The organism is Streptomyces sp. SUK 48, from assembly GCF_009650765.1.
In the GTDB taxonomy this organism is placed as follows: Bacteria; Actinomycetota; Actinomycetes; order Streptomycetales; family Streptomycetaceae; genus Streptomyces.
Genome location: NZ_CP045740.1, coordinates 4,979,079 through 5,003,024, shown reverse-complemented (window position 1 = coordinate 5,003,024; position 23,946 = coordinate 4,979,079). Strand labels below are relative to the sequence as shown.

General features: G+C 72.3%; 22 protein-coding genes. 13 read left to right on the top strand and 9 right to left on the bottom strand.

The features are described from left to right. The first annotated feature begins 4 nt into the window (after positions 1-4). From GHR20_RS21950 to GHR20_RS21935, 4 genes are all read left to right on the top strand, one after another. The gene (locus GHR20_RS21950; protein WP_148027101.1) at positions 5-523 is read left to right on the top strand and encodes a cysteine dioxygenase family protein; all 519 of its coding nucleotides are present in this window, start codon (positions 5-7) and stop codon (positions 521-523) included. A 34-nt stretch (positions 524-557) separates the two neighbouring features. Next, on the top strand, positions 558-1,517 hold the full coding sequence (gene cofD / locus GHR20_RS21945; RefSeq protein WP_153814143.1) for a 2-phospho-L-lactate transferase: 960 nt from the start codon (positions 558-560) through the stop codon (positions 1,515-1,517). After that, on the top strand, positions 1,514-2,836 hold the full coding sequence (locus tag GHR20_RS21940) for a coenzyme F420-0:L-glutamate ligase (protein WP_153814142.1): 1,323 nt from the start codon (positions 1,514-1,516) through the stop codon (positions 2,834-2,836). Before cofD ends, GHR20_RS21940 begins: the two co-directional genes overlap by 4 nt. Positions 2,837-2,982: 146 nt before the next feature. Continuing rightward, positions 2,983-4,023, top strand: a complete 1,041-nt coding sequence (locus tag GHR20_RS21935) for a DNA-3-methyladenine glycosylase 2 family protein (protein ID WP_194858953.1) — start codon at positions 2,983-2,985, stop codon at positions 4,021-4,023. A gap of 167 nt (positions 4,024-4,190) precedes the next feature. Here GHR20_RS21935 and GHR20_RS21930 read toward each other — a convergent pair whose 3' ends face one another. Continuing rightward, positions 4,191-5,273, bottom strand: coding sequence for an NDP-sugar synthase (locus GHR20_RS21930; RefSeq protein ID WP_153814141.1), 1,083 nt, complete (start codon positions 5,271-5,273; stop codon positions 4,191-4,193). Positions 5,274-5,456: 183 nt separating this feature from the next. Between GHR20_RS21930 and GHR20_RS21925 the strand changes: the two genes are divergently transcribed. The 4 genes from GHR20_RS21925 (at position 5,457) to GHR20_RS21910 (ending at position 11,420) form a co-directional block, all read left to right on the top strand. Further along, positions 5,457-6,203, top strand: a complete 747-nt coding sequence (locus tag GHR20_RS21925; RefSeq protein WP_111585870.1) for a TIGR03089 family protein — start codon at positions 5,457-5,459, stop codon at positions 6,201-6,203. A 198-nt stretch (positions 6,204-6,401) separates the two neighbouring features. Then, positions 6,402-7,565: an LCP family protein gene (locus GHR20_RS21920; protein WP_153814140.1), complete on the top strand. Its 1,164-nt coding sequence runs from the start codon at positions 6,402-6,404 to the stop codon at positions 7,563-7,565. 231 nt (positions 7,566-7,796) lie between these two features. Next, positions 7,797-9,659, top strand: coding sequence for an LCP family protein (locus tag GHR20_RS21915; RefSeq protein WP_153814139.1), 1,863 nt, complete (start codon positions 7,797-7,799; stop codon positions 9,657-9,659). A gap of 135 nt (positions 9,660-9,794) precedes the next feature. Beyond that, a complete protein-coding gene (locus tag GHR20_RS21910; protein ID WP_111586016.1) occupies positions 9,795-11,420 on the top strand; it encodes an LCP family protein in 1,626 nt (541 codons plus the stop codon). A gap of 84 nt (positions 11,421-11,504) precedes the next feature. Here the strand turns inward: GHR20_RS21910 and GHR20_RS21905 are convergent, their stop codons facing one another. Then, positions 11,505-12,530, bottom strand: coding sequence for a glycosyltransferase family 2 protein (locus tag GHR20_RS21905; RefSeq protein ID WP_153814138.1), 1,026 nt, complete (start codon positions 12,528-12,530; stop codon positions 11,505-11,507). Between the two features lie 246 nt (positions 12,531-12,776). Between GHR20_RS21905 and GHR20_RS21900 the strand changes: the two genes are divergently transcribed. Continuing rightward, the gene (locus GHR20_RS21900) at positions 12,777-14,159 is read left to right on the top strand and encodes an LCP family protein (protein WP_153816086.1); all 1,383 of its coding nucleotides are present in this window, start codon (positions 12,777-12,779) and stop codon (positions 14,157-14,159) included. 61 nt (positions 14,160-14,220) lie between these two features. Here GHR20_RS21900 and GHR20_RS21895 read toward each other — a convergent pair whose 3' ends face one another. Continuing rightward, a complete protein-coding gene (locus tag GHR20_RS21895; RefSeq protein ID WP_243878105.1) occupies positions 14,221-14,778 on the bottom strand; it encodes an acyl-CoA thioesterase in 558 nt (185 codons plus the stop codon). A gap of 119 nt (positions 14,779-14,897) precedes the next feature. Here GHR20_RS21895 and GHR20_RS21890 point away from each other — a divergent pair, with 119 nt between their 5' ends. Beyond that, the gene (locus tag GHR20_RS21890; RefSeq protein ID WP_153814136.1) at positions 14,898-16,148 is read left to right on the top strand and encodes an LCP family protein; all 1,251 of its coding nucleotides are present in this window, start codon (positions 14,898-14,900) and stop codon (positions 16,146-16,148) included. Positions 16,149-16,265: 117 nt separating this feature from the next. Here GHR20_RS21890 and GHR20_RS21885 read toward each other — a convergent pair whose 3' ends face one another. Further along, positions 16,266-16,631: a four-helix bundle copper-binding protein gene (locus GHR20_RS21885; protein ID WP_111585877.1), complete on the bottom strand. Its 366-nt coding sequence runs from the start codon at positions 16,629-16,631 to the stop codon at positions 16,266-16,268. A gap of 154 nt (positions 16,632-16,785) precedes the next feature. Next, positions 16,786-17,943, bottom strand: coding sequence for an acyl-CoA dehydrogenase family protein (locus tag GHR20_RS21880; protein WP_153814135.1), 1,158 nt, complete (start codon positions 17,941-17,943; stop codon positions 16,786-16,788). A gap of 199 nt (positions 17,944-18,142) precedes the next feature. On the opposite strand from GHR20_RS21880, the gene GHR20_RS21875 reads away from it, so the two are divergent. Continuing rightward, a complete protein-coding gene (locus GHR20_RS21875) occupies positions 18,143-19,486 on the top strand; it encodes a UDP-glucose/GDP-mannose dehydrogenase family protein (RefSeq protein ID WP_111585878.1) in 1,344 nt (447 codons plus the stop codon). A 123-nt stretch (positions 19,487-19,609) separates the two neighbouring features. Here GHR20_RS21875 and GHR20_RS21870 read toward each other — a convergent pair whose 3' ends face one another. Further along, positions 19,610-20,116, bottom strand: coding sequence for a CGNR zinc finger domain-containing protein (locus tag GHR20_RS21870; RefSeq protein WP_111585879.1), 507 nt, complete (start codon positions 20,114-20,116; stop codon positions 19,610-19,612). Positions 20,117-20,199: 83 nt separating this feature from the next. On the opposite strand from GHR20_RS21870, the gene GHR20_RS21865 reads away from it, so the two are divergent. Both GHR20_RS21865 and GHR20_RS21860 read left to right on the top strand, forming a co-directional pair. Beyond that, positions 20,200-20,568, top strand: coding sequence for a VOC family protein (locus GHR20_RS21865; RefSeq protein ID WP_153814134.1), 369 nt, complete (start codon positions 20,200-20,202; stop codon positions 20,566-20,568). 24 nt (positions 20,569-20,592) lie between these two features. Beyond that, the gene (locus GHR20_RS21860) at positions 20,593-20,985 is read left to right on the top strand and encodes a VOC family protein (protein ID WP_153814133.1); all 393 of its coding nucleotides are present in this window, start codon (positions 20,593-20,595) and stop codon (positions 20,983-20,985) included. Positions 20,986-21,057: 72 nt separating this feature from the next. Here the strand turns inward: GHR20_RS21860 and GHR20_RS21855 are convergent, their stop codons facing one another. The 3 genes from GHR20_RS21855 to GHR20_RS21845 are packed head-to-tail and all read right to left on the bottom strand — an operon-like array spanning position 21,058 to position 23,899. Next, the gene (locus GHR20_RS21855) at positions 21,058-22,236 is read right to left on the bottom strand and encodes a dipeptidase (RefSeq protein ID WP_153816085.1); all 1,179 of its coding nucleotides are present in this window, start codon (positions 22,234-22,236) and stop codon (positions 21,058-21,060) included. A 5-nt stretch (positions 22,237-22,241) separates the two neighbouring features. Beyond that, on the bottom strand, positions 22,242-22,763 hold the full coding sequence (gene purE / locus GHR20_RS21850; protein WP_111585883.1) for a 5-(carboxyamino)imidazole ribonucleotide mutase: 522 nt from the start codon (positions 22,761-22,763) through the stop codon (positions 22,242-22,244). Next, positions 22,760-23,899: a 5-(carboxyamino)imidazole ribonucleotide synthase gene (locus GHR20_RS21845; protein ID WP_148027089.1), complete on the bottom strand. Its 1,140-nt coding sequence runs from the start codon at positions 23,897-23,899 to the stop codon at positions 22,760-22,762. The genes purE and GHR20_RS21845 overlap by 4 nt, the downstream gene beginning before the upstream one ends. Positions 23,900-23,946 lie beyond the last annotated feature (47 nt).

Sequence of the window (23,946 nt, the reverse complement as noted above, 5' to 3'; positions counted from 1 at the left end):
CCCCATGAACAGCGACAACGACCTCCAGATCGCCGGTGACCTGCTCGAGGTCCCGCACCTGCTCCAGCCGCCGCGCGAGCACCCGGCCACCGTCGCCGAGTTCGCCGGCCTGGCCCGCGCCATCGCCGCCGACCGCGCCCAGTGGGCGGACCTCGTGCGCTACGACGCCACGACCCGCTGGTACCACCGGCTGCGCACCGGCCCCGGTTACGAGGTCTGGCTGCTGTCCTGGGTGCCGGGTCAGGGCACCGGGCGGCACGACCACGGCCGCTCCTCCGGTGTCCTCACCGTCCTGGAGGGCACGCTCACCGAGCACACCCGGCGCGGTGCCAGGACGCTCACGCCCGGCGCACAACACGTGTTCGCGCCGGGGTACGCGCACGAGGTCGTCAACGACGCGCTGGAACCGGCGGTCAGCCTGCACATCTACTACCCGGGTCTTACCGAGATGCCCATGCACCCCGCGGCGCACGCCGGGGCGCACGCCTCCCCCTCCTGCGCAGCGCGTCCGGTGACTGCCTGACGCGTTGTCGGACGCTCCTGCAAGACTGGTTCCCATGCGCATTGTGGTTCTGGCAGGCGGTATCGGTGGTGCACGGTTCCTGCGGGGTCTCCAGCAGGCGGCGCCGGACGCGGACGTCACGGTGATCGGCAACACCGGCGACGACATCCACCTCTTCGGGCTGAAGGTCTGCCCGGACCTCGACACGGTGATGTACACGCTCGGCGGCGGCATCAACGAGGAGCAGGGCTGGGGACGGTCCGAGGAGACCTTCCATCTCAAGGAGGAACTGGCGGCCTACGGGGTGGGCCCCGAGTGGTTCGGGCTCGGCGACCGGGACTTCGCCACGCACATCGTGCGGACGCAGATGCTCGGCGCCGGCTATCCGCTGAGCGCGGTCACCGCGGCACTGTGCGACCGGTGGAAGCCGGGCGTGAAGCTGATCCCGATGACCGACGACCGCGTGGAGACGCATGTGGCCGTCGAGGTCGACGGGGAGCGCAAGGCGGTGCACTTCCAGGAGTACTGGGTGCGGATGCGGGCCGGGGTGCCCGCGCAGGCCGTCGTCCCGGTCGGCGCCGAGCACTCCAAGCCGGCCCCCGGCGTCCTGGAGGCGATCGCCGAGGCGGACGTCATCCTCTTCCCGCCGTCCAACCCGGTCGTGTCCATCGGCACGATCCTCGCGGTCCCCGGCATCAGGGAGGCCATCGCGGACGCGGGCGTGCCCGTGGTCGGCCTGTCCCCCATCGTCGGTGACGCGCCGGTGCGCGGGATGGCGGACAAGGTGCTCGCCGCGGTCGGCGTGGAGTCCACGGCCGCCGCGGTCGCCGAGCACTACGGCTCAGGGCTGCTGGACGGCTGGCTGGTCGACACCGTGGACGCCGCCGTGGTCGAGCGCGTGGAGGCCGACGGCATCCGCTGCCGTGCCGTACCGCTGATGATGACCGATCTGGCCGCGACCGCGCAGATGGCGCGGGAGGCGCTGACGCTGGCCGAGGAGGTGCGGGGCGCGTGAGCGTGGACCGCGCGGAGCGTCCCGCGTTCCAGGTCTGGGCGCCGGCCGGGCTGCCCGAGGTGCAGCGGGGCGACGACCTCGCCAAGCTGATCGCCGTCGCCGAGCCCGGCCTGGCCGACGGGGACGTGGTGGTCGTCACCTCCAAGATCGTGTCCAAGGCGGAGGGCCGGATCGTCCGGGCCACCGACCGGGAGGCCGCGATCGACGCGGAGACCGTGCGGGTGGTGGCCCGCCGGGGTGCCCTGCGGATCGTGGAGAACCGGCAGGGCCTGGTCATGGCCGCGGCCGGGGTCGACGCCTCCAACACCCCCGCCGGGACCGTGCTGTTGCTGCCCGAGGACCCGGACGCGTCCGCCCGGGCGATCCGCGAGGGCCTGCGCGATGCCCTCGGGGTCGAGGTCGGGGTGATCGTCAGCGACACCTTCGGGCGGCCCTGGCGCGCGGGGCTCACGGACGTGGCGATCGGCGCCGCCGGGGTGCGGGTGCTGGACGATCTGCGCGGGGGCACGGACGCGTACGGCAATCCGCTCAGCGCCACCGTGGTGGCCACGGCGGACGAGCTGGCCGCCGCCGGTGACCTGGTGAAGGGCAAGGCCGGGGGACGGCCGGTCGCCGTGGTGCGCGGCCTGTCCCAGGTGGTGGAGCGGGACGGCGAGGCGGACACGGGCGCGCGGGCGCTGGTGCGGGCCGCGGCCGACGACATGTTCCGGCTCGGCACCTCCGAGGCGGTCCGCGAGGCCGTGACCCTCAGGCGCACCGTCAGGGCGTTCACCGAGGAGCCGGTGGACCCGGGTTCGGTACGGCGGGCGGTGGCGGCGGCCGTGACGGCGCCCGCGCCGCACCACACCACGCCCTGGCGGTTCGTGCTGCTGGAGTCGGCCGCGTCGCGGAACCGGCTGCTGGACGCGATGCGGGACGCCTGGATCGCCGACCTGCGCCGGGACGGCAGGAGCGAGGAGTCCGTCGCCAAGCGCGTCCGGCGCGGCGAGGTGCTGCGCGACGCGCCGTACCTCGTGGTGCCGTGCCTCGTCATGGACGGCTCGCACCACTACGGGGACGCGCGGCGCGACGGTGCCGAGCGGGAGATGTTCGTCGTCGCCATGGGCGCGGGCGTGCAGAACTTCCTGGTGGCGCTGGCCGGGGAGCGCCTCGGCTCGGCCTGGGTGTCGTCCACGATGTTCTGCCGGGACGTGGTGCGCGAGACGCTCGGGCTGCCCCCGGAGTGGGACCCGATGGGCGCGGTGGCGATCGGGCATCCGGCCCAGGCGCCGGGCCCGCGAGCGGACCGGGACGCGGGGGCGTTCATCGAGGTGCGGTGAATCGAGGCGCGGTGAGTGGAGGGCCGGGGGCCGGGGGCGGCCCGGGGGCCTGGTCTCGCCTAGTCTCGAAGGGCGGCACCGGCGGCATTCGGCCCCACCGGCCCCACCGGCCCCACCGGCCCCACCGGCAATCGAGGATCTGATCCGTGGCAGGACGTTTCGTTCAGCGGCCCACGCGTACGGCTGTGCGCGGTGGGCAGGCCGGCGTGTCCGCGGACGGTACGGGTCCTACGGCCGGCGCGGGCGGGATACCGCGGCAGGCCGCGGTGCCCGCGCGGGTGCGGCGGTGGGTGCCCGAGGGGCCGCTCGATCTGGGCCTGGTGCTCGGGCCGCTGCGGCGCGGGGCCGGCGATCCGACGTTCCGGGCCACGGCGGACGGGTCCGTGTGGCGGGCGTGCCGCACCCCGGCCGGCCCCGGCACGCTGCGGGTACGGGCGTGCGGCGGTGAGGTGCTCGGCGAGGCGTGGGGGCCGGGGGCACAGTGGCTGCTCGACGGTCTGCCCGCGCTGCTCGGGGCGGCCGACGAGCCGGAGGCGTTCGTGCCCCGGCACCGGGCGGTGGCGCTGGCCCGGCACCGGCGGCCGGGGCTGCGGCTCACGCGGACCGGGCTGGTGCTGGAGTCGTTGATCCCGTCGGTGCTGGAGCAGAAGGTCACGACGGACGAGGCGTACCGGGCGTGGCGGTTGCTGGTACGGCGGTTCGGGGAGCCCGCGCCGGGACCGGCGGGGCTCGGTGAGCGGCCGATGTCCGTCATGCCCGCGGCACGGACCTGGGCGTTGATTCCCTCCTGGGAGTGGCATCGGGCCGGGGTCGACGACAAGCGCGCGTCCACGATCCTGCGGGCGGTCCGGTTGGCCGCGCGGCTGGAGCAGACGGTGGAGATGCCCCCGGGTGAGGCCCGGGCGCGGCTGGAGGTCGTGCCGGGGGTGGGGGTGTGGACGTCGGCGGAGGTGGTGCAGCGCAGCCATGGGGCGGCGGACGAGGTGACGGTCGGGGACCTGCATCTGCCGGGGATCGTGGGGTGGGCGCTGGCCGGTGACCGGCACGCGGACGACTCCGAGATGCTGCGTCTGCTGGAGCCGTACGCCGGGCAGCGGCACCGGGCGGCCCGGCTGATCCTCCTGAGCGGCCTCACCCCGGCCCGGCGCGTCCCGAAGATGCCTCGCGTGGACATCGGACTGCTCTGAGCCGGGTCCCCGACCGTCCCGAAGGGGCGCGGGGAACTGCGCGACCAGCCACCGCGCGGCCGCGCCCGGCGATCCGCCTGCCCCCATCCCCGAGGGAGCCGGGGCACCGCCCCGCACTCACCCCGTCAGGGGCCGGGCCCCCCCCGTGGCCGCACCGGCTCACCGGACTACTGGTCGGAAGAGAACCGCACCGCGCCCGCCGGGATACGCGCGTCGCACCACACCCGCGCCCCCTCGCACAGCTCGTTGTCGGGGCCGATGACCGCGCCGTCGCCGATGACCGTGCCGGTGAGGACCGAGCGGGTGCCGACGCGGGCGCGGGTGCCGATCAGGGAGTCCGTGATGACCGCGCCGGGCTCGATGACCGCGCCCGGCAGGATCGTCGAGCCGAAGACCCGCGCGCCTTCCGCGACGAACGCGCCCTCCCCCACCACCGTGCCCCCGGTCAGCTTCGCGTCCGGCGCCACCTGGGCCGTCGGCAGCACCAGCTGGTCACCGCAGCGCCCCGGCACCGCGGGCGACGGCGCGCGCCCGAGCACCAGGTCGGCCGAGCCGCGCACGAACGCGGCCGGGGTGCCGAGGTCCAGCCAGTACGTCGAGTCGACCATGCCCTGAAGATGCGCCCCGGCCGCGAGCAGCTGGGGGAACGTCTCGCGCTCCACCGACACCGGCCGGCCCGCCGGGATCGCGTCGATGACCGAGCGCCGGAAGACGTACGCCCCCGCGTTGATCTGGTCGGTGACGATCTCCTCGGGCGTCTGCGGCTTCTCCAGGAACGCCAGCACCCGGCCCGTCTCGTCGGTCGGCACCAGGCCGTAGGCGCGCGGGTCGGACACCTTCGTCAGATGCAGCGAGACGTCCGCGCCCGTCGACTCGTGGGTGTCGACGAGGGCCCGGATGTCCAGGCCCGTCAGGATGTCGCCGTTGAAGATCAGCACCGGCTCGTCGGGTCCCGAGCGCAGCCGCGAGGCCACGTTGCGGATCGCCCCGCCGGTGCCGAGGGGCTCCTCCTCGGTGACGTACTCGAGGTGGAGGCCCAGCGCCGAGCCGTCGCCGAAGTACGGCTCGAAGACCTCGGCCAGATAGCTGGTGGCAAGGACGATGTGCTCGACGCCCGCCGCTCTCGCCCTCGCCAGCTGGTGGGTGAGGAACGGCACGCCCGCGGCCCTGACCATGGGCTTGGGCGTGTGCACGGTGAGCGGGCGCAACCGGGTGCCTTTGCCGCCGACCAGGAGGATCGCTTCTGTCACCTGTCGTCTCTGCTTCCTGCCGGGACCGGCCGAACTGACTCGTTCTACTCGTATCGGCCGGTCAGTGTATGCAGACCGTAGCGATGGAGGCCGTGACGGCCACGCGGTTTGCCGTGAGACGGGTGTGAGATCAGTGAGAGACGCGCCCCCGCCGCGCGCCCCCGCGCGCGTACGCTGTGGCGGGTGAACGCCACCGATCGCACCCCCGCCGACCTGCTGACTTCCGCCCTCGCCGCGGATCCCGGCCGCCCGCTGGTGACCTTCTACGACGATGCCACGGGCGAACGCGTCGAACTCTCGGTCGCCACCTTCGCCAACTGGGTGGCCAAGACCGCGAACCTCCTCGAGGGCGACCTCTCCGTGGAACCCGGCGACCGGGTCGCGCTGCTGCTGCCCGCGCACTGGCAGACGGCGGTGTGGCTGCTGGCCTGCGCCTCGGTGGGCGCGGTCGCCGACATGGCCGGGGACCCGGCGGCGGCCGATGTCGTCGTCAGCGGGCCGGACGCGCTGGAGGCGGCGCGGGCCTGCCGGGGCGAGCGGGTCGCGCTGGCCCTGCGGCCGCTCGGCGGACGGTTCCCGCAGCCGCCGCAGGGGTTCCTCGACTACGCCGTGGAGGTGCCGGGCCAGGGCGACCGGTTCACCCCGCGGTACGGCGGGGAGTCGGCGCTGATCGTGGCCGGCGCGGAGTTCAGCGGGGCCGAGGTCGTGCAGAAGGCCCTCGCCGACTCGGCCGGGCTGGACCTGGTGGGGCCCGGTTCGCGGCTGCTGTCCGGGTTGTCGTACGACACCTGGGAAGGGCTCAGCGCGGGCTTGTTCGCGCCGCTGGCCAGTGGGGGGTCCGTGGTGCTCTGCCGGAATCTGGAGCGCCTGGACGAGGGGGCGCTGGCGAAGCGGATCGAGAGCGAGAGGGCGACGGCGGTACGGCGGTGACAGCGGTACGGCGGTGACGGCGGCCGGTTGCCGGGTCCGGGTCCGTCGTGGCTGGTCGCGCGGTTCCCCGCGCCCCTCGGACCGGGAGCCGTACCCCTCGCTGGAGTAGTACAGGGTGCTTCCTCGCCCCGGCCGCCTCATCGTCGTAGGAGTACCACCCCGGAGTACCACCCCTCCCTCACCTCGGGGGCCGACGCCGTGACCCACTCCCCTCCTCCCGCCGACGGTTCGTCCGCGTCCGGGGCCGGGCTCGCGCGGCGGCGCCGGCGGCGGTGGGCCAAGGGGGCGGGGCTCGGGGCGGCGGTCCTGGTGGCGGCGGCCGTCGGGGCGGGGTGGGCGGCGTACGCCCGGCTCAGTGCCAATATCCGGCCCGACGACGCGGCGGCCGCCGAACTCGGCCGGTACGCGCGCGAGCGGCCCGCGGTCGTGGCGCCGGGGGCGCAGAACATCCTGCTGATCGGGTCCGACAGCCGGGCCGGGAGCGGCAACGCCCGCTACGGGCGGGACCTGGGCAGCCGGCGCTCGGACACCACGATCCTGCTGCACCTGGCGGCGGACCGGCGCAGCGCCACCGCCGTGTCCGTCCCCCGGGACCTGATGGTGGACGTCCCCGGCTGCCTGCGGGCCGACGGCACCCGGGGCGAGCCGGTGTTCGCGATGGTCAACCACGCCTTCGAGCTGGGCGGTTCGGCGTGCACGGTCCGAACGGTCGAGAAGCTGACGGACCTCCGCGTCGACCACCACATGGTCGTGGACTTCAGCGGGTTCAAGGACATGGTGGACGCCGTCGACGGGGTGCGGGTCTGCCTGAAGGCGCCCATCGACGACAAGGCGGCGAAGCTCCGGCTGCCCGCGGGCGAGGTCACGCTCGACGGGGAGCGGGCCCTCGGCTACGTACGGGCCCGCGAGTCGCTGGGCGACGGCAGCGACACCGAGCGGATGCGGCGCCAGCAGCGGTTCCTCGGCGCGCTGGCCACCCGGGTGCGCGGCAACGACGTACTGCTGAACCCCTTGCGGCTGTACGCCGTACTGGACGCGGCGACGTCCTCGCTCACCACCGATCCGGGACTGGCGAATCTGGGTGATCTGTACCGGCTGGTGCGGACGCTGCACGGCATTCCCGCCCGGCATATGCAGTTCCTGACGGTGCCGCGGGAGCAGTACGTCTACGACGCCGATCGCGACCAACTCGTGGAGCCCGAGGCCGAGAAGCTCTTCGAGCGGCTGCGCGCGGACCGGCCGGTGGCGGTCACCGGGCAGGCACCACAGAAGCCGACGGCACCGCAAAAGGGCACAAACGGCGGCCCTTCCCCCGCGCCCACCTACACCGGGAACACGGCCGCCGAGCACGGCTGCGCGTAAGGCGTTCGCCGGCGCCGCCGATTTCCGTCCAGAAAATGAGGCGGATTGCCCAGTTGTAGGGACGACGGATTTGTCACGGGCGTCCCTAGACGCTGAACTGGGCGGATAGTGTGAGCGATCCGGTGCACGTGGCCACGAGGTCCGACCTGGGGTCGTGCACTGTTTCACCGAGACCCGAGCGCCTTTGAGGGGGAAGGCGCCGCGTGGCCCCGACGGAGGATTCGGACAACCGTGGACGCGCAAGGCCGTGGGCGGGCGGACAACATCGATCCCGCAGACCAGTGGGTGCTCAATCCGAACACCGGCGAATACGAACTGCGACTGCCTCCTTCCGGAACGCAATCGGTTCCCGGTCCGCGCAAGCCGTCCGCCGAGGACGGCGGCGGTGCCCGGCGCCGCCGGCGCAACGACATGGCGCCCGGTGAGACCCGTGAGATGAGCAAGGTGCCCGCGCAGGACGGCGGGCCCGAGGGGGGCGGCACACGCACCCAGGACGGGACGCGCACCCAGGACGGGGCCCGTACCCGGGACGGCTCCCGCGCCGGGGACAAGGCGCGCGCCGGAGACGTGCCGCCGCCGAGGGCCTCCCGGCGCCGGGGCACCGAGCCCGAGGGCGCGCCGGGGCGGCGTGGCCGCCGGCCGGTGAAGAAGAAGTCGAAGGCGAAGAAGGTGCTGGCGTGGACCGCCGGCGGCACCGCCTTCGCGCTGGTCGCGGCCGGCGCCGCCGGGTATCTGTACCTCAAGCACCTTGAGGGCAACATCAGTTCGACCGATGTCGGGGACGCGGGCTCCAAGGGCTTCAGCAAGGACGAGGCGTTCAACCTGCTGATCATCGGTACCGACAAGCGCACCGGCAAGGGCAACGAGGGCTACGGCGACTCCGGCAGCGTGGGGCACGCGGACACCAACATCCTGCTGCACGTCTCGAAGGACCGGACCAACGCGACCGCGCTGAGCATCCCGCGCGACCTGATCGTCGACGTGCCGGACTGCCCGACCAAGCAGCCGGACGGCACGACCAAGGTGGTCCAGGGCACCGACAGCGTGCGCTTCAACACCAGCCTCGGCCAGGACGGCCGCGACCCGGGCTGCACCATGCGCACCGTCGAAGAGGTCACCGGCATACACGTCGACCACTTCATGATGGCCGACTTCAACGCGGTGAAGACGCTGACCAGCGCGGTCGGCGGGGTCGACGTGTGTGTCGCGCACCCGGTGGACGACAAGGAGTCCCACCTCAAGCTGCCGGCGGGCAAGTCGACGGTGGAGGGCGAACAGGCCCTCGCCTTCGTGCGCACCCGGCACAGCTTCGGCAACCAGGGCGACCTGGACCGCATCAAGGTGCAGCAGCAGTTCCTGGGCTCGCTGATGCGCAAGATGTCCTCCAGCGACACCCTCACCGACCCCTCGAAGCTGATGGACCTCGCGGAGGCGGCCACCAAGGCGCTGACCGTCGACACCGGCATAAAGAGCATCAACACGCTGAAGGACATGGCGCTGGAGCTCAAGAAGGTGCCGCCGAAGAACATCACCTTCACCACGGTGCCGGTGGTGGACAACCCCGCCGAGAAGGTCCACGCGACGGTGGTCCTCAACCAGTCGGCGGCGCCGGCGGTGTTCCAGGCGATACAGAACGACGTCTCCTTCACCGACGTCAAGCGCAAGCAGAAGGCCGCCAAGGACGCGCAGGCCGCCCGGCTGAAGGGCAGCAGGTCGGCGCCCGGCGACGTGCGCGTGCGCATCCTCAACAGCGAGGCGGCACCCGGCAGCGCGCAGGCGGTGCTCGACTGGCTCCAGAACACCGAGGGCGTGCTGAAGTCGGAGAACGCGGGCAACGCCTCGCACGGACTCGAGAAGACCACCCTGGAGTACGCGCCGGACCAGGCCGCGCAGGCCCGGGAGCTGGCCGCGCTGATGGGGCTGCCCGGCTCGGCGCTCAAGCCGGGTTCGAGCGTCGTCAACTCCCAGGGGCTGCCCGCGATGACCCTGACCCTGGGCAAGGACTTCAAGGCCGCGGGCACGCCGATCGCGGGCCCGGACACGGCGCCGAAGGTCGACAAGTCCACGGCCGGCGAGGTTAAGTGCGCCTCATAGGTAACCCTCCGGGCCCGTCGTGCGTCTAACTACTCGGCGCGGGACGGGCCCGTCGCATGGCGCAAAAGGGCGGGGAGGGCAGGGAGAGTGGCGCAGAGCGATGTGCGGGGTGACGCGGCCGGAGTGGAGGACACGATGGCGCTCAACCCGCGGACGGCGGACCCGGAGGCCGGGGCCGGACGGCACGGCGGCGGGCGGCGCAAGGGGGGCTCGGGCACGGGGGGCCCGGACGGTCCCGGGGGCTCCACGACCAAGCGGCGGCGCCGGCGCGCGCTGCGCTGGTCGGCGACGGTCCTCGCGGTGGTCATACTCGGCACGGCGGGCGCCGGTTACCTCTATTACGAGCATCTGAACGCCAACATACGCAAGGGCGAGCGCAGCAGCGGTGACGCCAAGGCGCGGAAGACCGCCCCGAACGCGGCCGGACAGACCCCGCTGAACATCCTGCTGGTCGGCTCGGACAGCCGTAATTCGGCGGAGAACCTGAAGCTCGGCGGCAGCAAGAGCAGTGTCGGCGATCCCCCGCTCGGGGACGTGCAGATGCTCATCCACATCTCCGCCGACCGCAAGAGCGCCGCGATGGTGAGCATCCCGCGCGACACCCGTGTCGACATCCCCAAGTGCACGGATCCGGACACCGGCAAGGTCTATCCGGCGACCAACGACATCATCAACACCACCCTCGGCCGGGGCGGCGCCGGCTGCACGCTGGCCACCTGGGAGAACCTCACCGGGGTCTACATCGACCACTGGATGACGATCGACTTCGCGGGCGTGGTGAAGATGGCGGACGCCATCGGCGGCGTCGACGTCTGTGTGAAGCAGAACGTCTGGGACCGCCCGACCGCGGCCCAGCGCGGCGGCTCCGGGCTGAAGCTGACGGCCGGGACGCACAAGATCAAGGGCGTGCAGGCGCTCCAGTGGCTGCGCACCCGGCACGCCTGGGGCAGCGACCCGTTGCGGGCCCGCGCCCAGCACATGTACCTCAACTCCATGCTGCGCACGCTCAAGTCGCAGGACGTGTTCACCGACACCGGGCGCCTGATGGACCTGGCCGACTCGGCCACCAAGTCCCTCAAGGTCTCCGAGGAGATCGGCACGGTCAAGAAGCTCTACGACCTCGGCATGGAGATGAAGTCCGTGCCGTCGGACCGCATCACGAGCGTGACGATGCCCAACCTCCCGGACCCGCGGGACCCCGACAACCACGTCGTCCCGAACACGGGCGACGCCGGCAAGCTCTGGGAGATGCTCCGGGACGACATCCCGCTCGACAAGAACGGCGGGGCCGGGGACTCCAAGCAGGCCGGGGACAAGCCGCGGCCGGCGAAGTCGCCCTCCACCGATCCGTCCCGGCTCGGCGTCCTCGTCCAGAACGGCACCGGCTCCGCCTCCGAGGCGGCGGTGCCCGGCCGGGCCCGCACCATCGCCGAGGCGCTGGTGGGCCGGGGCTACGGCAGGGCGGCGGCGGACACCGCGCCCCCGCCGCCGCAGGACAAGACGGTCGTCGAGTACCCGAGCGCCGATCTCCAGGGCGACGCCCAGGGCGTGGCCAAGGCGCTGGGCCTGCCGGCCACCGCGGTGAAGCAGACCACCTCGGTCTCCGGCGTCACCCTGCTGCTCGGCGCCGACTGGCGCACCGGCACGACCTTCCCGAAGCAGTCCAAGCCGAAGGCCGGCGACGTCCCGTCCAACGCCGACGCCATCAACGGCGCGGACAAGGGCGGCTGCATGGATGTGTACAAGCCGTACCAGTGGTGAACGCCGTACCGGTACCGGACGAGGCGGGGCCCCTCCTTCCCGGAGGGGCCCCGCCTCGTTCCTCGGTCCGGACGCCCGGGTCCGTCAGGCGCTTGGCACCGCCGGCCGGCGCGACGCGATGACGCGCTTCGCCAGGGACTTCGGGCTGGTCAGGAAGCCCCAGCCCCAGGACATGTGCATGGTGGCGAGGGCCACCGGGATCTGGAGGCGCGCCTTGAGGGGCAGGCCCTTGCCGGCGGGCAGGGAGCCGGCGGCGATCGCGGCGAGGTAGCCGCCGGGGATCACCAGGGCCCAGGGGGTCAGGGCCGCGCCGGCCACCAGGCCCGCGGCTATCGCGCACACCGCCGTCGGCGGGGCGAGGTAGCGCAGGTTGATGGAGCCGGAGTGGTAGCGGGCCACGACATGGCGCCAGCGGCCGTAGTCCTTGTACTGCTTGGCGAGCGCCCGCACCGAGGGCCGGGGGCGGTACGACACCTTCAGCTCCGGCGAGAACCAGATCAGGCCGCCCGCCTCGCGGATGCGGAAGTTCAGCTCCCAGTCCTGGGCGCGGATGAACTCCTCGTTGTAGCCGCCCTGTTGCTCCAGCGCCTCGCGGCGGAAGACACCGAGGTAGACCGTCTCGGCGGGAGCCGCGGCGCCGCCCGTGTGGAAGGCCGCGTTGCCGACACCGATCTTGGAGGTCATCGCGGCGGCGACCGCGTGCTCCCAGTCGTTCTCGCCCTCGGCGTGCATGATGCCGCCGACGTTCTGCGCGCCGGTCTCCGCGAGGAGCCGTACGGCGGTCTCGATGTAGTTCGGCGAGAGGATGCCGTGGCCGTCGACACGGACCACGATCGGATGCCGGGACGCCTTGATCGCCGCGTTCAGCGCGGCGGGGGTGCGGCCGGTCGGGTTCGGGACGGTGTGGACGCGGGGGTCTTCGGCCACGAGCTCGGCGGCGATCTCGTCCGTGCGGTCCGTGGACGGACCGAGGGCGATCACGACCTCCATGTCGCCGCCGTACTCCTGCGCGAGGATCGCTTGGACGGCCCCGCGCAGATGCCGTTCCTCGTTGAGGACGGGCATGATCACGGATACAGCGGGGAACCGCACGTCGGGCTTGGCGTTCATAGGGGCCTCACGTTACCGCGAACGGGGGACACCGGTGCGCGCCGCCGGGGCTCCGACGCGGGATGGAGATCGTATCGGCCTACTGTGCTCATGGATCCCACGTACGGCCTCGTCCGGAGGTGTCCCTTGGCCAGCCCGCCCCGGTCCCCGGCGCGACCCCAGCGCCGCCCGCAGCCGCCCCGCCGGCTGCCGCCCCCGCCCGAGCGCCCGGCACGGCCCGGGCGCCGACGACGGCCGCGCTGGGCCATGCGGGCGATGACCACGCTGTCGGTGGTGGTGCTCGCCTCCGCGGGCATCGGGCACGCGGTGGTCACCAGCCTGGACGCGGGGATCTCCCGGGTCGACGCCTTCAAGGACATGAAGAACCGGCCGCGGGCGGGCCACGGGATGAACATCCTGCTGGTCGGCACCGACGGCCGGGACAAGATCACCGAGAGCCAGCGGCGCGCCTTCCACCTGGGCGGACAGCCCTGCCACTGCACCGACACGATGATGATCGTGCACATCTCGGAGGACCGGGAGCGGGCCACCGTGGTGAGCCTGCCGCGCGACTCCTTCGCCGAGGTCCCCGCCCGCCGGGACCCGGCCACCGGCCGGCAGTACGGCGCGCATCCGCTCAGGCTGAACGCGGCCTACGCCGAGGGCGGCCCGCAGCTGACCGTGCGCACGGTCGAGAGCATGACCCGGGTGAAGATCGACCACTATCTGGAGGTCGACTTCACCAGCTTCATGAAGACCGTGGACGTCCTCGGCGGGGTCCGGATCTGTACGGCGACGCCGCTGAAGGACACCTACAGCGGGCTCGACCTCGCCCCCGGCACGCACACCCTGCTGGGCGGGCAGGCCCTCCAGTACGTGCGCTCGCGGCACCTGGACGGCGCCAGCGACCTGGGCCGGATGAAGCGGCAGCAGCGCTTCCTGGCCGCGCTGATCGAGAAGGCGACGTCCTCGGGCGTGCTGCTGAACCCGATGCGCTTTCGCGATGTGACCCGGGCGGTGCTCGGCTCGGTGCGCGCCGACATCGGCTTCGGCACCGACGAGCTGCTCGACCTCGGGCGCGCGATGCGGAACTTCTCGCCCTCGTCCTCCGAGTTCACGACCGTCCCCATCGGGCGGATGGACTACCCGGTCAAGGGCGTGGGCTCGACCCTGAAATGGGACGCGGCCCGCTCCGCCCAGCTGTTCCAGGCGCTGCGCGACGACAAGCCGCTCAGCGCGGCCCGCCCGCACCGCGGACCCGCCGCGACGCCCGTGGACACGGACCCGCGGAGCATCCGGGTCCAGGTGGCGAACGGCACCGGCGCGGCCGGGCTGGCCAAGCGGATCGACACCGAACTCGCGGCGACCGGCTTCGCCACCACCCATGAGCCGGTGACCGCGCCCGCGCAGCTGCCGACCACCGTCATCACGTACGACCCCCGCTGGGACCGCTCAGCCCGCACCCTGGCCGCGGCCCTGCCGGGCAGCGAGCTGCGCGCGGCGCCGGGCCAGGGGCCGGTGCTGAAGGTGACCGCGGGCGCCGGCTTCAAGAGCGTGCGGGCCGTGCGCTTCGAGGACCCGGGGCGTCAGGATCAGGGCGCCGCGAGCGTGGTGCGCGGCAACGAGGTGGTGTGCGCGGGGGACGCGTGAGCATCCCGCCGGCCCTCGGGCCTCCCGGCTCTCGGTCCGCCGGTCCTCGGTCCGCCGGTCCTCAGTCCGCCAGGCCGTCGGCCGCCCGCTGCTCGCGCAGCTCGCGGATGGCGCGGCGGCGGGCCAGCCGGTGGGTGCGGCGGATCTGCGCCTCCTGGTAGCGGCGGCGGTCCCGGTCGGTCTCCGGCATCACCGGGGGCACCTGGCGGGGCTTGCCGTCGGCGTCCACGGCCGCGAAGACCAGATAGGCCGAGCCGACCTGGGTGGGCGGGTTGGACTCGTTCCAGCGCTCGGCGAGGACCCGTACGCCGACCTCCATGGAGGTCCGGCCGGTCCAGTTGACCTGCGCCTTCACATGGACCAGGTCACCGACGCGGACCGGTTCGAGGAAGGCCATCTCGTCCATGGAGGCGGTGACGGCGGGGCCGCCGGAGTGCCGGCCGGCCACGGCGCCCGCCGCGTCGTCCACCAGCTTCATGATCACCCCGCCGTGCACCGTACCCAGCAGGTTGGTGTCGCTGTGGGTCATGATGTGGCTGAGCGTGGTGCGCGAGGCGGAGGTGGGCTTGCCCGGAATGTCCGATTCCACTGCTTCCGGCTCCGTGGCCTGATCTGTCATGCCCTCTACCTTATGCCGAAGCCGCATTCGCGGAATTTGTGTCAGCTTCGCAACAGCGCCGCCCTGATTTTCCGACAGGTCTTGTAAGCCATACGGCCGCGCCCTGCACACTGGTCCGCATGAATGACTGGCCCGAGGCATGGTCCGACGACAACCGCGGCCCCCGCTATGGACGCGGCAGTGGCGGCGCACAGCCCGAAGGCGCCCGCGCGATGCGCCAGGTACGGCGCGACCCCGCGGCACCGCAGTACGGGGCCGGCGTTCCGCAGCAGCCGTCGTACGCGAACGGCGGCTACGACGACGCGTACGACAGCGGTTACAACACCGGCCAGGTCTACGGGAACCCCGGCGGCCACGGCCCCGGTGGCGCGCCGCCCGGACAGAGACCCGCGCCGAACTGGCGGCGGCGGATCAAGTGGACCGCCATCACGCTGGTGACCGTGATGATCGTCACCTCGGTCGCCACCTACTTCTGGGCCGACTCCAAGCTGCGCCGCGAGGTCGATCTCGCCCAGGTGATCGACCGGCCGCAGTCGGGGTCCGGCACCAACTACCTGATCGTCGGTTCGGACAGCCGCGAGGGCATGTCCAAGGCGGACGAGAAGAAGCTGCACACCGGCGCCGCCGAGGGCAAGCGCACGGACTCGATGATGATCCTGCACGTGGGCGACAACGGCGACACGCTCATCTCGCTGCCGCGTGACTCGAACGTGGAGATCCCCTCGTACAAGGGCTCGACGTCCGGGAAGGTCTACCCCGCCACGGGCCGCCAGGAGAAGCTGAACGCGGCCTACGCCGAGGACGGCCCGACGCTGCTGGTGCGCACCATCGAGTACAACACCGGGCTGCACATCGACCACTACGTGGAGATCGGCTTCCAGGGCTTCGCGAACATCGTGGACGCGGTCGGCGGGGTCCAGATCGACATCGACAAGGGCTTCACGGACAAATGGTCCGGCGCCGACTTCAAGGCCGGCAAGCAGACACTGAACGGCCGGCAGGCGCTCGCCTTCGTGCGCACCCGGCACGCCTTCGCCGCGTCCGACCTCCAGCGGACCAAGAATCAGCAGAAGTTCCTGGCGGCGCTGGCCCACGAGGTGGCGACGCCCTCGACCGTGCTGAACCCCTTCAAGTTCTACCCGACCATGGGCGCGGGCCTGGACTCGCTGATCGTGGACAAGGACATGTCCCTGTGGAACCTGGCCTCGATGTTCTGGGCCATGAAGGGCGTCAACGGTGGTGACGGCACCTCCCTGAACATGCCCATCTCCGGCTCCACCGGCGGCAACCTGGTCTGGGACAAGGCGAAGGTCAAGACCCTGGTGAACGAGCTGAACAACGACCAGAAGGTCACGGTCGCCGGCAGCTGACCGGGGCGGCACGGCAGGGGCGGCCGGACCGCCGCACGGGCGAGCGGCGCCCTGTGCGGCAGGACCGGCCGCCCTTCGCCGTCCGGGAACGGAGGTTGCGACGTGCGGGCGCTCAGGTCACATCCGGGCGCCCGCCATCGCGCGGCACATCTCGGCGCACCTGCGACACGCGTCCGCGCAGCGCATCAGCTGCTGGTCGTCCGGCATGGACATACACGCCTCGGCGGCCATGTCGCACGCCTTGGCGCACATCGCGCACATCTCGCCCGACATGGGCGAGCGGCGCATCATCATGTCGGCGCACATCCGGGTCGTCTCGGAGCAGTCCATGAGCGCGCGCATGATCTGCATCTGCGCCTGCCCGCCCTGCTGCATGCAGGAGCTCATGGTCTCCTCGCAGACGCTGTGGCAGTTCATGCACGCCTCGATGCAGTCCTGCATCTGCTGGGTCATGGCGGGCATCGTCGTTCCGGGCTGGGCCATGGCTCCTCCTCGGAGCAGGGGGACCCGGGATCGGGTCCCGTGTGCTTCCGTCCTACGTCGCCCGGGCCGCCCCCGCATGTGACCGACCGGTCGTAAGGCCCCCGGACGCACGGAAGGCGCCCCGGCGGGCGCCTTCCGGTACCGCGTGCGGGGGTTACGGCAGGTTGCGCGCCATCACGATGCGCTGGACCTGGTTGGTGCCCTCGTAGATCTGGGTGATCTTGGCGTCGCGCATCATGCGCTCGACCGGGTAGTCGCGGGTGTAGCCGTAGCCGCCGAGGAGCTGGACGGCGTCGGTGGTGACCTCCATGGCGACGTCCGAGGCGAAGCACTTGGCGGCGGCGCCCAGGTAGGTCAGGTCGGCGTCGCCGCGCTCGGAGGCGGCGGCGGCCTGGTAGGTGAGGGCGCGGGCGGCGGAGATCTTCATCGCCATGTCCGCGAGCATGAACTGGATGCCCTGGAAGTCGGCGATCGCCTTGCCGAACTGCTTGCGCTCCTGGACGTAGCCCTTGGCGTAGTCGAGGGCGCCCTGCGCGACACCGAGCGCCTGGGCGGCGATGGTGATGCGGGTGTGGTCGAGGGTCTTCATGGCGGTCATGAAGCCCGTGCCCTCCTCGCCGATCATGCGGTCGGCGGGGATGCGGACGTTGTCGAAGTAGACCTCGCGGGTCGGGGAGCCCTTGATGCCGAGCTTCTTCTCGGGGGCGCCGAAGGAGACGCCCTCGTCCGACTTCTCCACCACGAAGGCGGAGATGCCCTTGGAGCGCTTGGCCGGGTCGGTGACGGCCATGACCGTGTAGTACTCGGAGACGCCCGCGTTGGTGATCCAGCGCTTGACGCCGTTGAGGATCCAGTGGTCGCCGTCGCGGACCGCCTTGGTCTTCATGCCGGCCGCGTCCGAGCCCGCGTCCGGCTCGGAGAGGCAGTACGAGAACATCGCGTCGCCCTTGGCCAGCGGGCCCAGGTACTTCTTCTTCAGCTCCTCGGAGCCGGAGAGGATCACCGGGAGGGAGCCCAGCTTGTTCACCGCGGGGATCAGGGAGGAGGAGACGCAGGCGCGGGCCACCTCCTCGATCACGATGACCGTGGCGAGCGCGTCGGCGCCGGCGCCGCCGTACTCCTCGGGGACGTGCACGGCGTGCATGTCGTTGGCCACCAGCGCGTCGAGGGCCTCCTGCGGGAAGCGGGCCTCCTCGTCCACCGCGGCGGCGTACGGCGCGATCTTCGCCTCGACCAGGGAGCGGACGGCGTCGCGGAGCATGTCGTGCTCCTCGGACGGGCGGTACAGGTCGAAGTCAGCCGATCCGGCCAAGGTCTCTCACGCTCCAAAGACGCAGTGATGGTGACGCATCACGGACAGAACAAACGCTAATTACCGTTAAGTAACTCAAATTTTAGAGCCCTGGCCCCCGCTCGCCTACGTGAGGTTGGCGACAGCGGGAAAGTTGCCCCCCGACCGGCCCGGCTATGCTCGGGCCCGCACGAGAGAATCCCCTAGCAGGAGCGCGTCCATGAGCCTGAAGATCACCGTGATCGGCACCGGGTATCTCGGCGCCACCCACGCCGCGGCCATGGCCGAGCTGGGATTCGAGGTGCTGGGCCTGGATGTCGTACCCGAGAAGATCGCCATGCTGGAGCGCGGCGAGACCCCGATGTACGAGCCGGGGCTCGAGGAGCTGCTGCGCCGGCACGTGGCCGGGATCGAGGGGTCGACCGGGCGGCTGCGCTTCACCACCGACTGGGCCGAGATCGGCGCCTTCGGCGATGTGCACTTCGTGTGTGTGAACACCCCGCAGAAGCACGGCGAGTACGCCTGCGACATGTCGTACGTCGACTCCGCGATCGCCTCCCTCGCCCCGCATCTGCGCGGCCCGGCCCTGGTGGTCGGCAAGTCCACGGTGCCGGTGGGCTCGGCCGACCGGCTGGCCGCCTATCTCGCCGAGCACTCCCCCGCGGGCGGCGACGCCGAGCTGGCCTGGAACCCGGAGTTCCTGCGCGAGGGCTTCGCCGTCGAGGACACCCTGCACCCGGACCGGATCGTGGTCGGAGTGCGCGGCGACCGGGCCGAGAAGCTGCTGCGCGAGGTGTACGCGACGCCGGTCGGCGAGGGCACCCCCTTCGTCGTCACCGACTTCCCGACCGCCGAGCTGGTGAAGACCGCCGCCAACTCCTTCCTCGCCACCAAGATCTCCTTCATCAACGCGATGGCGGAGGTCTGCGAGGCCGGCGGCGGTGACGTGGCCAAGCTGGCGGAGGCGATCGGGCACGACGACCGGATCGGCAGCAAGTTCCTGCGCGCCGGGATCGGTTTCGGCGGCGGCTGCCTGCCCAAGGACATCCGCGCGTTCATGGCCCGCGCCGGCGAGCTGGGCGCGGACCAGGCGCTGACCTTCCTGCGGGAGATCGACTCCATCAACATGCGCCGGCGCGGCCAGATGGTGGAGATGGCCCGCGAGGCGCTGGGCGGCGGCTCCTTCCTCGGCAAGCGGGTCGCGGTGCTCGGCGCCACCTTCAAGCCCGACTCGGACGACGTCCGCGACTCGCCCGCGCTGAACGTGGCGGGCCAGATACACCTCCAGGGCGGCCAGGTGACCGTGTACGACCCGAAGGGCATGGACAACGCCCGACGGGTCTTCCCGACGCTCGGATACGCCGACACGGCCCTCGACGCGGTGCGCGGCGCGGACGTCGTGCTGCATCTGACCGAGTGGCGCGAGTTCCGCGAGCTGGACCCGGAGCGGCTGGGCGCGGTCGCGGCGGCCCGGGTGCTGCTCGACGGGCGCAACACCCTCGACCCGGAGCTGTGGCGACGGGCGGGCTGGACGTACCGGGCGATGGGGCGGCCGACCGCCTGACGGGCGGATGCCCGGCGGACGCAGGAAACGGCGCTGGTTCGGCCGAGGCTCAGTCGGCCGAACCGGCGCCGTCTCGCATTTTGCCCCAGCACCCCGCGCCCCCGGGGCCCGGCTTCCCGCGCTTTACGCCCCCTTGGCCCGGTAGCGCCGCATCTTCTCGCGCGCCCCGCAGACCCGCATGGAGCACCAGCGGCCGCGTCCGGCGGGGCTGCGGTCGTAGTACGCCCAGTGGCAGGTGGCGGCCTCGCACGCCTTGAGCCGCATCCAGGTGCCCGCCGCCAGCGCCTCGGCGACGGCGGCGGCGACCCGGGAGAGCAGGGAGGCGTCCGGGGCGGGGGCCAGGGCCGCCGAGCCGTCCCCCTCGTCCACGGTGACGTACAGCGGCGCGCGGGCCAGCAGTTCGCCGAGCGGGGTGACCGCGCGGTGCGGCGGATGCCCGGCGTGCGCGAGCAGGGCGGCCCGCAGCGACTCCCGCAGCTCCCGCGCCCCGGCCAGCTCCTCTTCGGTGATCCCGAGGCGCCCGCGCCCCTCCCCGGTGTCCAGCGAGTCGGCGCCGTCCGCCAGGTCCACGGTGTTGACCAGGGACTCCACCAGGGCCAGAGCCCCGGGAGCGGCCGATCTCTCAGTCATGGTTGCGACGTTACCCCTTGTCCGGGAGTATGAGGTCACCGTTACCGGTTACTCGCCTCTATGGGTAACAGAAGGAGGTCGTCATGGCTCTCGCCGAGCTCGGTGTGGTGGTCCTGGACTGTCCCGATCCCGACGCGCTGGCCGGTTTCTATGCCGAGGTGCTCGGCGGCACGGTGACCCGCGACGAGAGGGGCGACTGGGTGGATCTGGCGCTCCCCGGCGGACAGGCGCTGGCCTTCCAGCGGGCTAAGGGGCACACTGCGCCGCGGTGGCCGCGCGCCGAGAGCGACGGCCAGCAGTTCCACCTGGACCTGACCGTGCCGGACCTGGACGCGGCGCAGGAGGGCGTGCTGAAGCTGGGGGCGAGGCTCCTGGACGCCGGGGAACCCGCCCGCACCTGGCGGGTGTACGCCGACCCGGCCGGGCACCCGTTCTGCCTCTGCGCCTGCTGAGACCGTCCCCCGAGGAGGAAGTACATGGCGTCCGTCGCCCATTTCCGCACCATCGTGCTCGACTGCCCTGACCCGCACGCCCTGGCCGCCTTCTACGCGGCGGTGGGCGGGGGCACGCCGGTGGCCGAGGACGACACCTGGGTCGTGCTCCAGATCCCGGGCGGTCCCCGGATGGCCTTCCAGCGGGCCGCGGGGCACACCCCGCCCGAGTGGCCGCGCGCGGACCACAACGGCCAGCAGCTCCATCTGGACTTCGACGCGGGCAGCACCTGGGCGGAGCTGGACACGGCGCACGAGCGGGTCCTGGCGCTCGGCGCCCGCCCGCTGGACGTGGAGGACCGCGAGAAGAAGGACTTCGTGGTGTACGCCGACCCGGCCGGGCATCCGTTCTGCCTGTGCCGGATCGAGTCCGCGTAGGGGCGCCCGCGGGTACGGCGAAGGGGCGGGACGGCCGGTCGGCCGTCCCGCCCCTTCTCAGGTCACCGCGCGTCAGCCGTCCAGCGACTCGATCGTCGCGTTGGACGGCGCCTGCTTCGCCCGCAGGTCGCGGGCCACGTCCTCCGCCGCGCCCAGCACCCGGACCGAGTTCTGCCAGGTGAGCTTGGCGAGGTCGGCCTTGGACCAGCCGCGGTCCAGCAGCTCCGCGAGGAGGTTCGGGTAACCGGAGACGTCGCCCAGGCCGTCCGGGGTGAAGGCCGTGCCGTCGTAGTCGCCGCCGATGCCGAGGTGGTCGATGCCGGCGACCTCGCGCATGTGGTCCAGGTGGTCGGCGATCACCGGCACCGTGGCGATCGGGCGCGGGGTGCGCTCCTCGAAGGCGCGGTGCACCTTCATCGCCTCGGCGGTGGTGTCCAGGTGGTGCAGGCCGTGGGCGCGCATGTTCTCGTCGGCCTCGGCCGTCCAGTCAACGGCCGCCTGAAGCACGAACTTCGGTACGAACGTCACCATCGCGACGCCGCCGTTGGCGGGCAGCCGCTCCAGGACGTCGTCCGGGATGTTGCGGGGGTGGTCGCAGACCGCGCGGGCCGAGGAGTGCGAGAAGACCACCGGGGCGGTGCTCGCGTCCAGCGCGTCGCGCATCGTGGACGGCGCCACGTGCGAGAGGTCGACCAGCATGCCGAGCCGGTTCATCTCCCGGACCACCTCGCGGCCGAAGGCGGTGAGGCCGTTCGCCCGGGGGATGTCGGTCGCCGAGTCCGCCCAGTCAACGTTCGAGTTGTGGGTGAGCGTCATGTAGCGCACGCCGAGCGCGTACAGACCGCGCAGGGTGCCCAGCGAGTTGGCGATGGAGTGGCCGCCCTCGGCGCCCATCAGGGAGGCGATACGGCCCTCACCGCGGGCCGCCTCCATGTCGGCGGCGGTCAGCGCGGGCGCCAGGTCCGCCTGGTAGCGGTCGAGGAGCTGCCGTACGCAGTCGATCTGCTCCAGCGTCGCGGCGACCGGGTCGGGCTGCTCGGCCGGCACGTACACCGACCAGTACTGGGCGCCGACGCCGCCCGCGCGCAGCCGGGGGATGTCGGTGTGCAGGTGCTCGTGCTGGTGGCCCGCGATGTCCAGGCGGTCCAGGTCGTAGCCCGCCTTCTCGCGCAGCGCCCAGGGCAGGTCGTTGTGGCCGTCGACCACGGGGAACTCGCGCAGCAGGGCGCGGGCCTCGTCCAGATGCGTCACGGCGCTCACTTCCCGAAGCCGAAGCCGCCGGCGCCCTCGACCTTGGAGCGCAGCCGCTTGCCCTTCTCGGTGGCCTGCTCGTTCAGTTCGTGCTGGAAGTCACGCATCCGGTGCAGCAGGTCCTCGTCGTGCGTGGCGAGGATGCGGGCCGCGAGCAGCCCGGCGTTGCGGGCACCGGCGACGGAGACGGTGGCGACGGGGACACCGGCCGGCATCTGCACGATCGACAGCAGGGAGTCCATGCCGTCGAGGTACTTCAGCGGCACCGGCACGCCGATGACCGGCAGCGGGGTGACGGAGGCGAGCATGCCCGGCAGATGGGCGGCGCCGCCCGCGCCGGCGATGATCACCTTGAGCCCGCGGTCGGCGGCCTGCTCGCCGTACGTGATCATCTCGCGGGGCATCCGGTGCGCGGAGACGACGTCGACCTCGTAGGCGATCTCGAACTCGTCCAGGGCCTTGGCGGCGGCTTCCATGACGGGCCAGTCGGAGTCCGACCCCATGACGATGCCAACAACGGGGCTCATTCGGTGATGGTGCCTCTCAGGTAGCCGGCTGCGTGACGGGCGCGCTCCAGCACGTCGTCCAGGTCGTCGCCGTAGGTGTTGACGTGTCCCACCTTGCGGCCGGGCTTCACGTCCTTGCCGTACATGTGGATCTTGAGCTTGGGGTCGCGGGCCATGCAGTGCAGGTACGCGGAGTACATGTCCGGGTAGTCGCCGCCCAGCACATTGACCATCACGGTCCACTTCGCGCGCGGGCGCGGGTCGCCGAGAGGCAGGTCGAGGACCGCGCGGACGTGGTTGGCGAACTGCGAGGTGATCGCGCCGTCCTGGGTCCAGTGGCCGGAGTTGTGCGGGCGCATCGCCAGTTCGTTGACGAGGACGCGGCCGTCGCGGGTCTGGAACAGCTCGACGGCGAGGTGCCCGACGACGTCCAGTTCCTTGGCGATGGTGAGGGCGAGCCGCTCGGCGCCGAGCGCCAGCTCCTCGTCCAGGTCGGGGGCGGGGGCTATGACCGTGTCGCACACGCCGTTCACCTGCCGGGACTCCACCACCGGGTAGGCGACGGCCTGGCCGTGCGGGGAGCGTACGACGTTGGCGGCGAGCTCGCGGACGTAGTCGACCTTCTCCTCGGCGAGGACCGGCACGCCCGCCCGGAACGGCTCGGCGGCCTCCTCGGCGGAGTCGACGACCCACACGCCCTTGCCGTCGTAGCCGCCGCGGACGGTCTTCAGGACGACGGGGAAACCGTCGCCCTCGTCCGCGAACCGCACCACGTCGTCGGGATCGGCGACGATCCGGTGCCGGGGGCACGGGACGCCGATCGCGTCGAGCCGCGCCCGCATCACGCCCTTGTCCTGGGCGTGCACGAGCGCGTCGGGGCCCGGGCGGACGGGGATGCCGTCCGCTTCGAGGGCCCTGAGGTGCTCGGTGGGGACGTGCTCGTGATCGAAGGTGATCACGTCACAACCGCGCGCGAACTCGCGCAGCGTGTCCAGATCGCGATAGTCGCCGATGACGACATCGCTCACGACCTGCGCCGCGGAATCCTGAGGGGTGTCACTGAGGAGCTTGAACCTGATGCCCAGCGGGATGCCCGCCTCGTGCGTCATACGCGCGAGCTGACCACCGCCGACCATGCCGACTACCGGGAACGTCACACCTACAGCGTATCGGCCATCGCGGACCGGCCGGATCGCGTCCCTCC

Coding starts and splice junctions, on each gene's coding strand:
- GHR20_RS21910 (WP_111586016.1), top strand. CDS start 9,795: ATGGCGCTCAACCCGCGGACGGCGGACCCGGAGGCCGGGGCCGGACGG.
- GHR20_RS21900 (WP_153816086.1), top strand. CDS start 12,777: ATGCGGGCGATGACCACGCTGTCGGTGGTGGTGCTCGCCTCCGCGGGC.
- purE (WP_111585883.1), bottom strand. CDS start 22,763: ATGAGCCCCGTTGTTGGCATCGTCATGGGGTCGGACTCCGACTGGCCC.
- GHR20_RS21950 (WP_148027101.1), top strand. CDS start 5: ATGAACAGCGACAACGACCTCCAGATCGCCGGTGACCTGCTCGAGGTC.
- cofD (WP_153814143.1), top strand. CDS start 558: ATGCGCATTGTGGTTCTGGCAGGCGGTATCGGTGGTGCACGGTTCCTG.
- GHR20_RS21860 (WP_153814133.1), top strand. CDS start 20,593: ATGGCGTCCGTCGCCCATTTCCGCACCATCGTGCTCGACTGCCCTGAC.
- GHR20_RS21870 (WP_111585879.1), bottom strand. CDS start 20,116: ATGACTGAGAGATCGGCCGCTCCCGGGGCTCTGGCCCTGGTGGAGTCC.
- GHR20_RS21865 (WP_153814134.1), top strand. CDS start 20,200: ATGGCTCTCGCCGAGCTCGGTGTGGTGGTCCTGGACTGTCCCGATCCC.
- GHR20_RS21895 (WP_243878105.1), bottom strand. CDS start 14,778: ATGACAGATCAGGCCACGGAGCCGGAAGCAGTGGAATCGGACATTCCG.
- GHR20_RS21890 (WP_153814136.1), top strand. CDS start 14,898: ATGAATGACTGGCCCGAGGCATGGTCCGACGACAACCGCGGCCCCCGC.
- GHR20_RS21875 (WP_111585878.1), top strand. CDS start 18,143: ATGAGCCTGAAGATCACCGTGATCGGCACCGGGTATCTCGGCGCCACC.
- GHR20_RS21885 (WP_111585877.1), bottom strand. CDS start 16,631: ATGGCCCAGCCCGGAACGACGATGCCCGCCATGACCCAGCAGATGCAG.
- GHR20_RS21905 (WP_153814138.1), bottom strand. CDS start 12,530: ATGAACGCCAAGCCCGACGTGCGGTTCCCCGCTGTATCCGTGATCATG.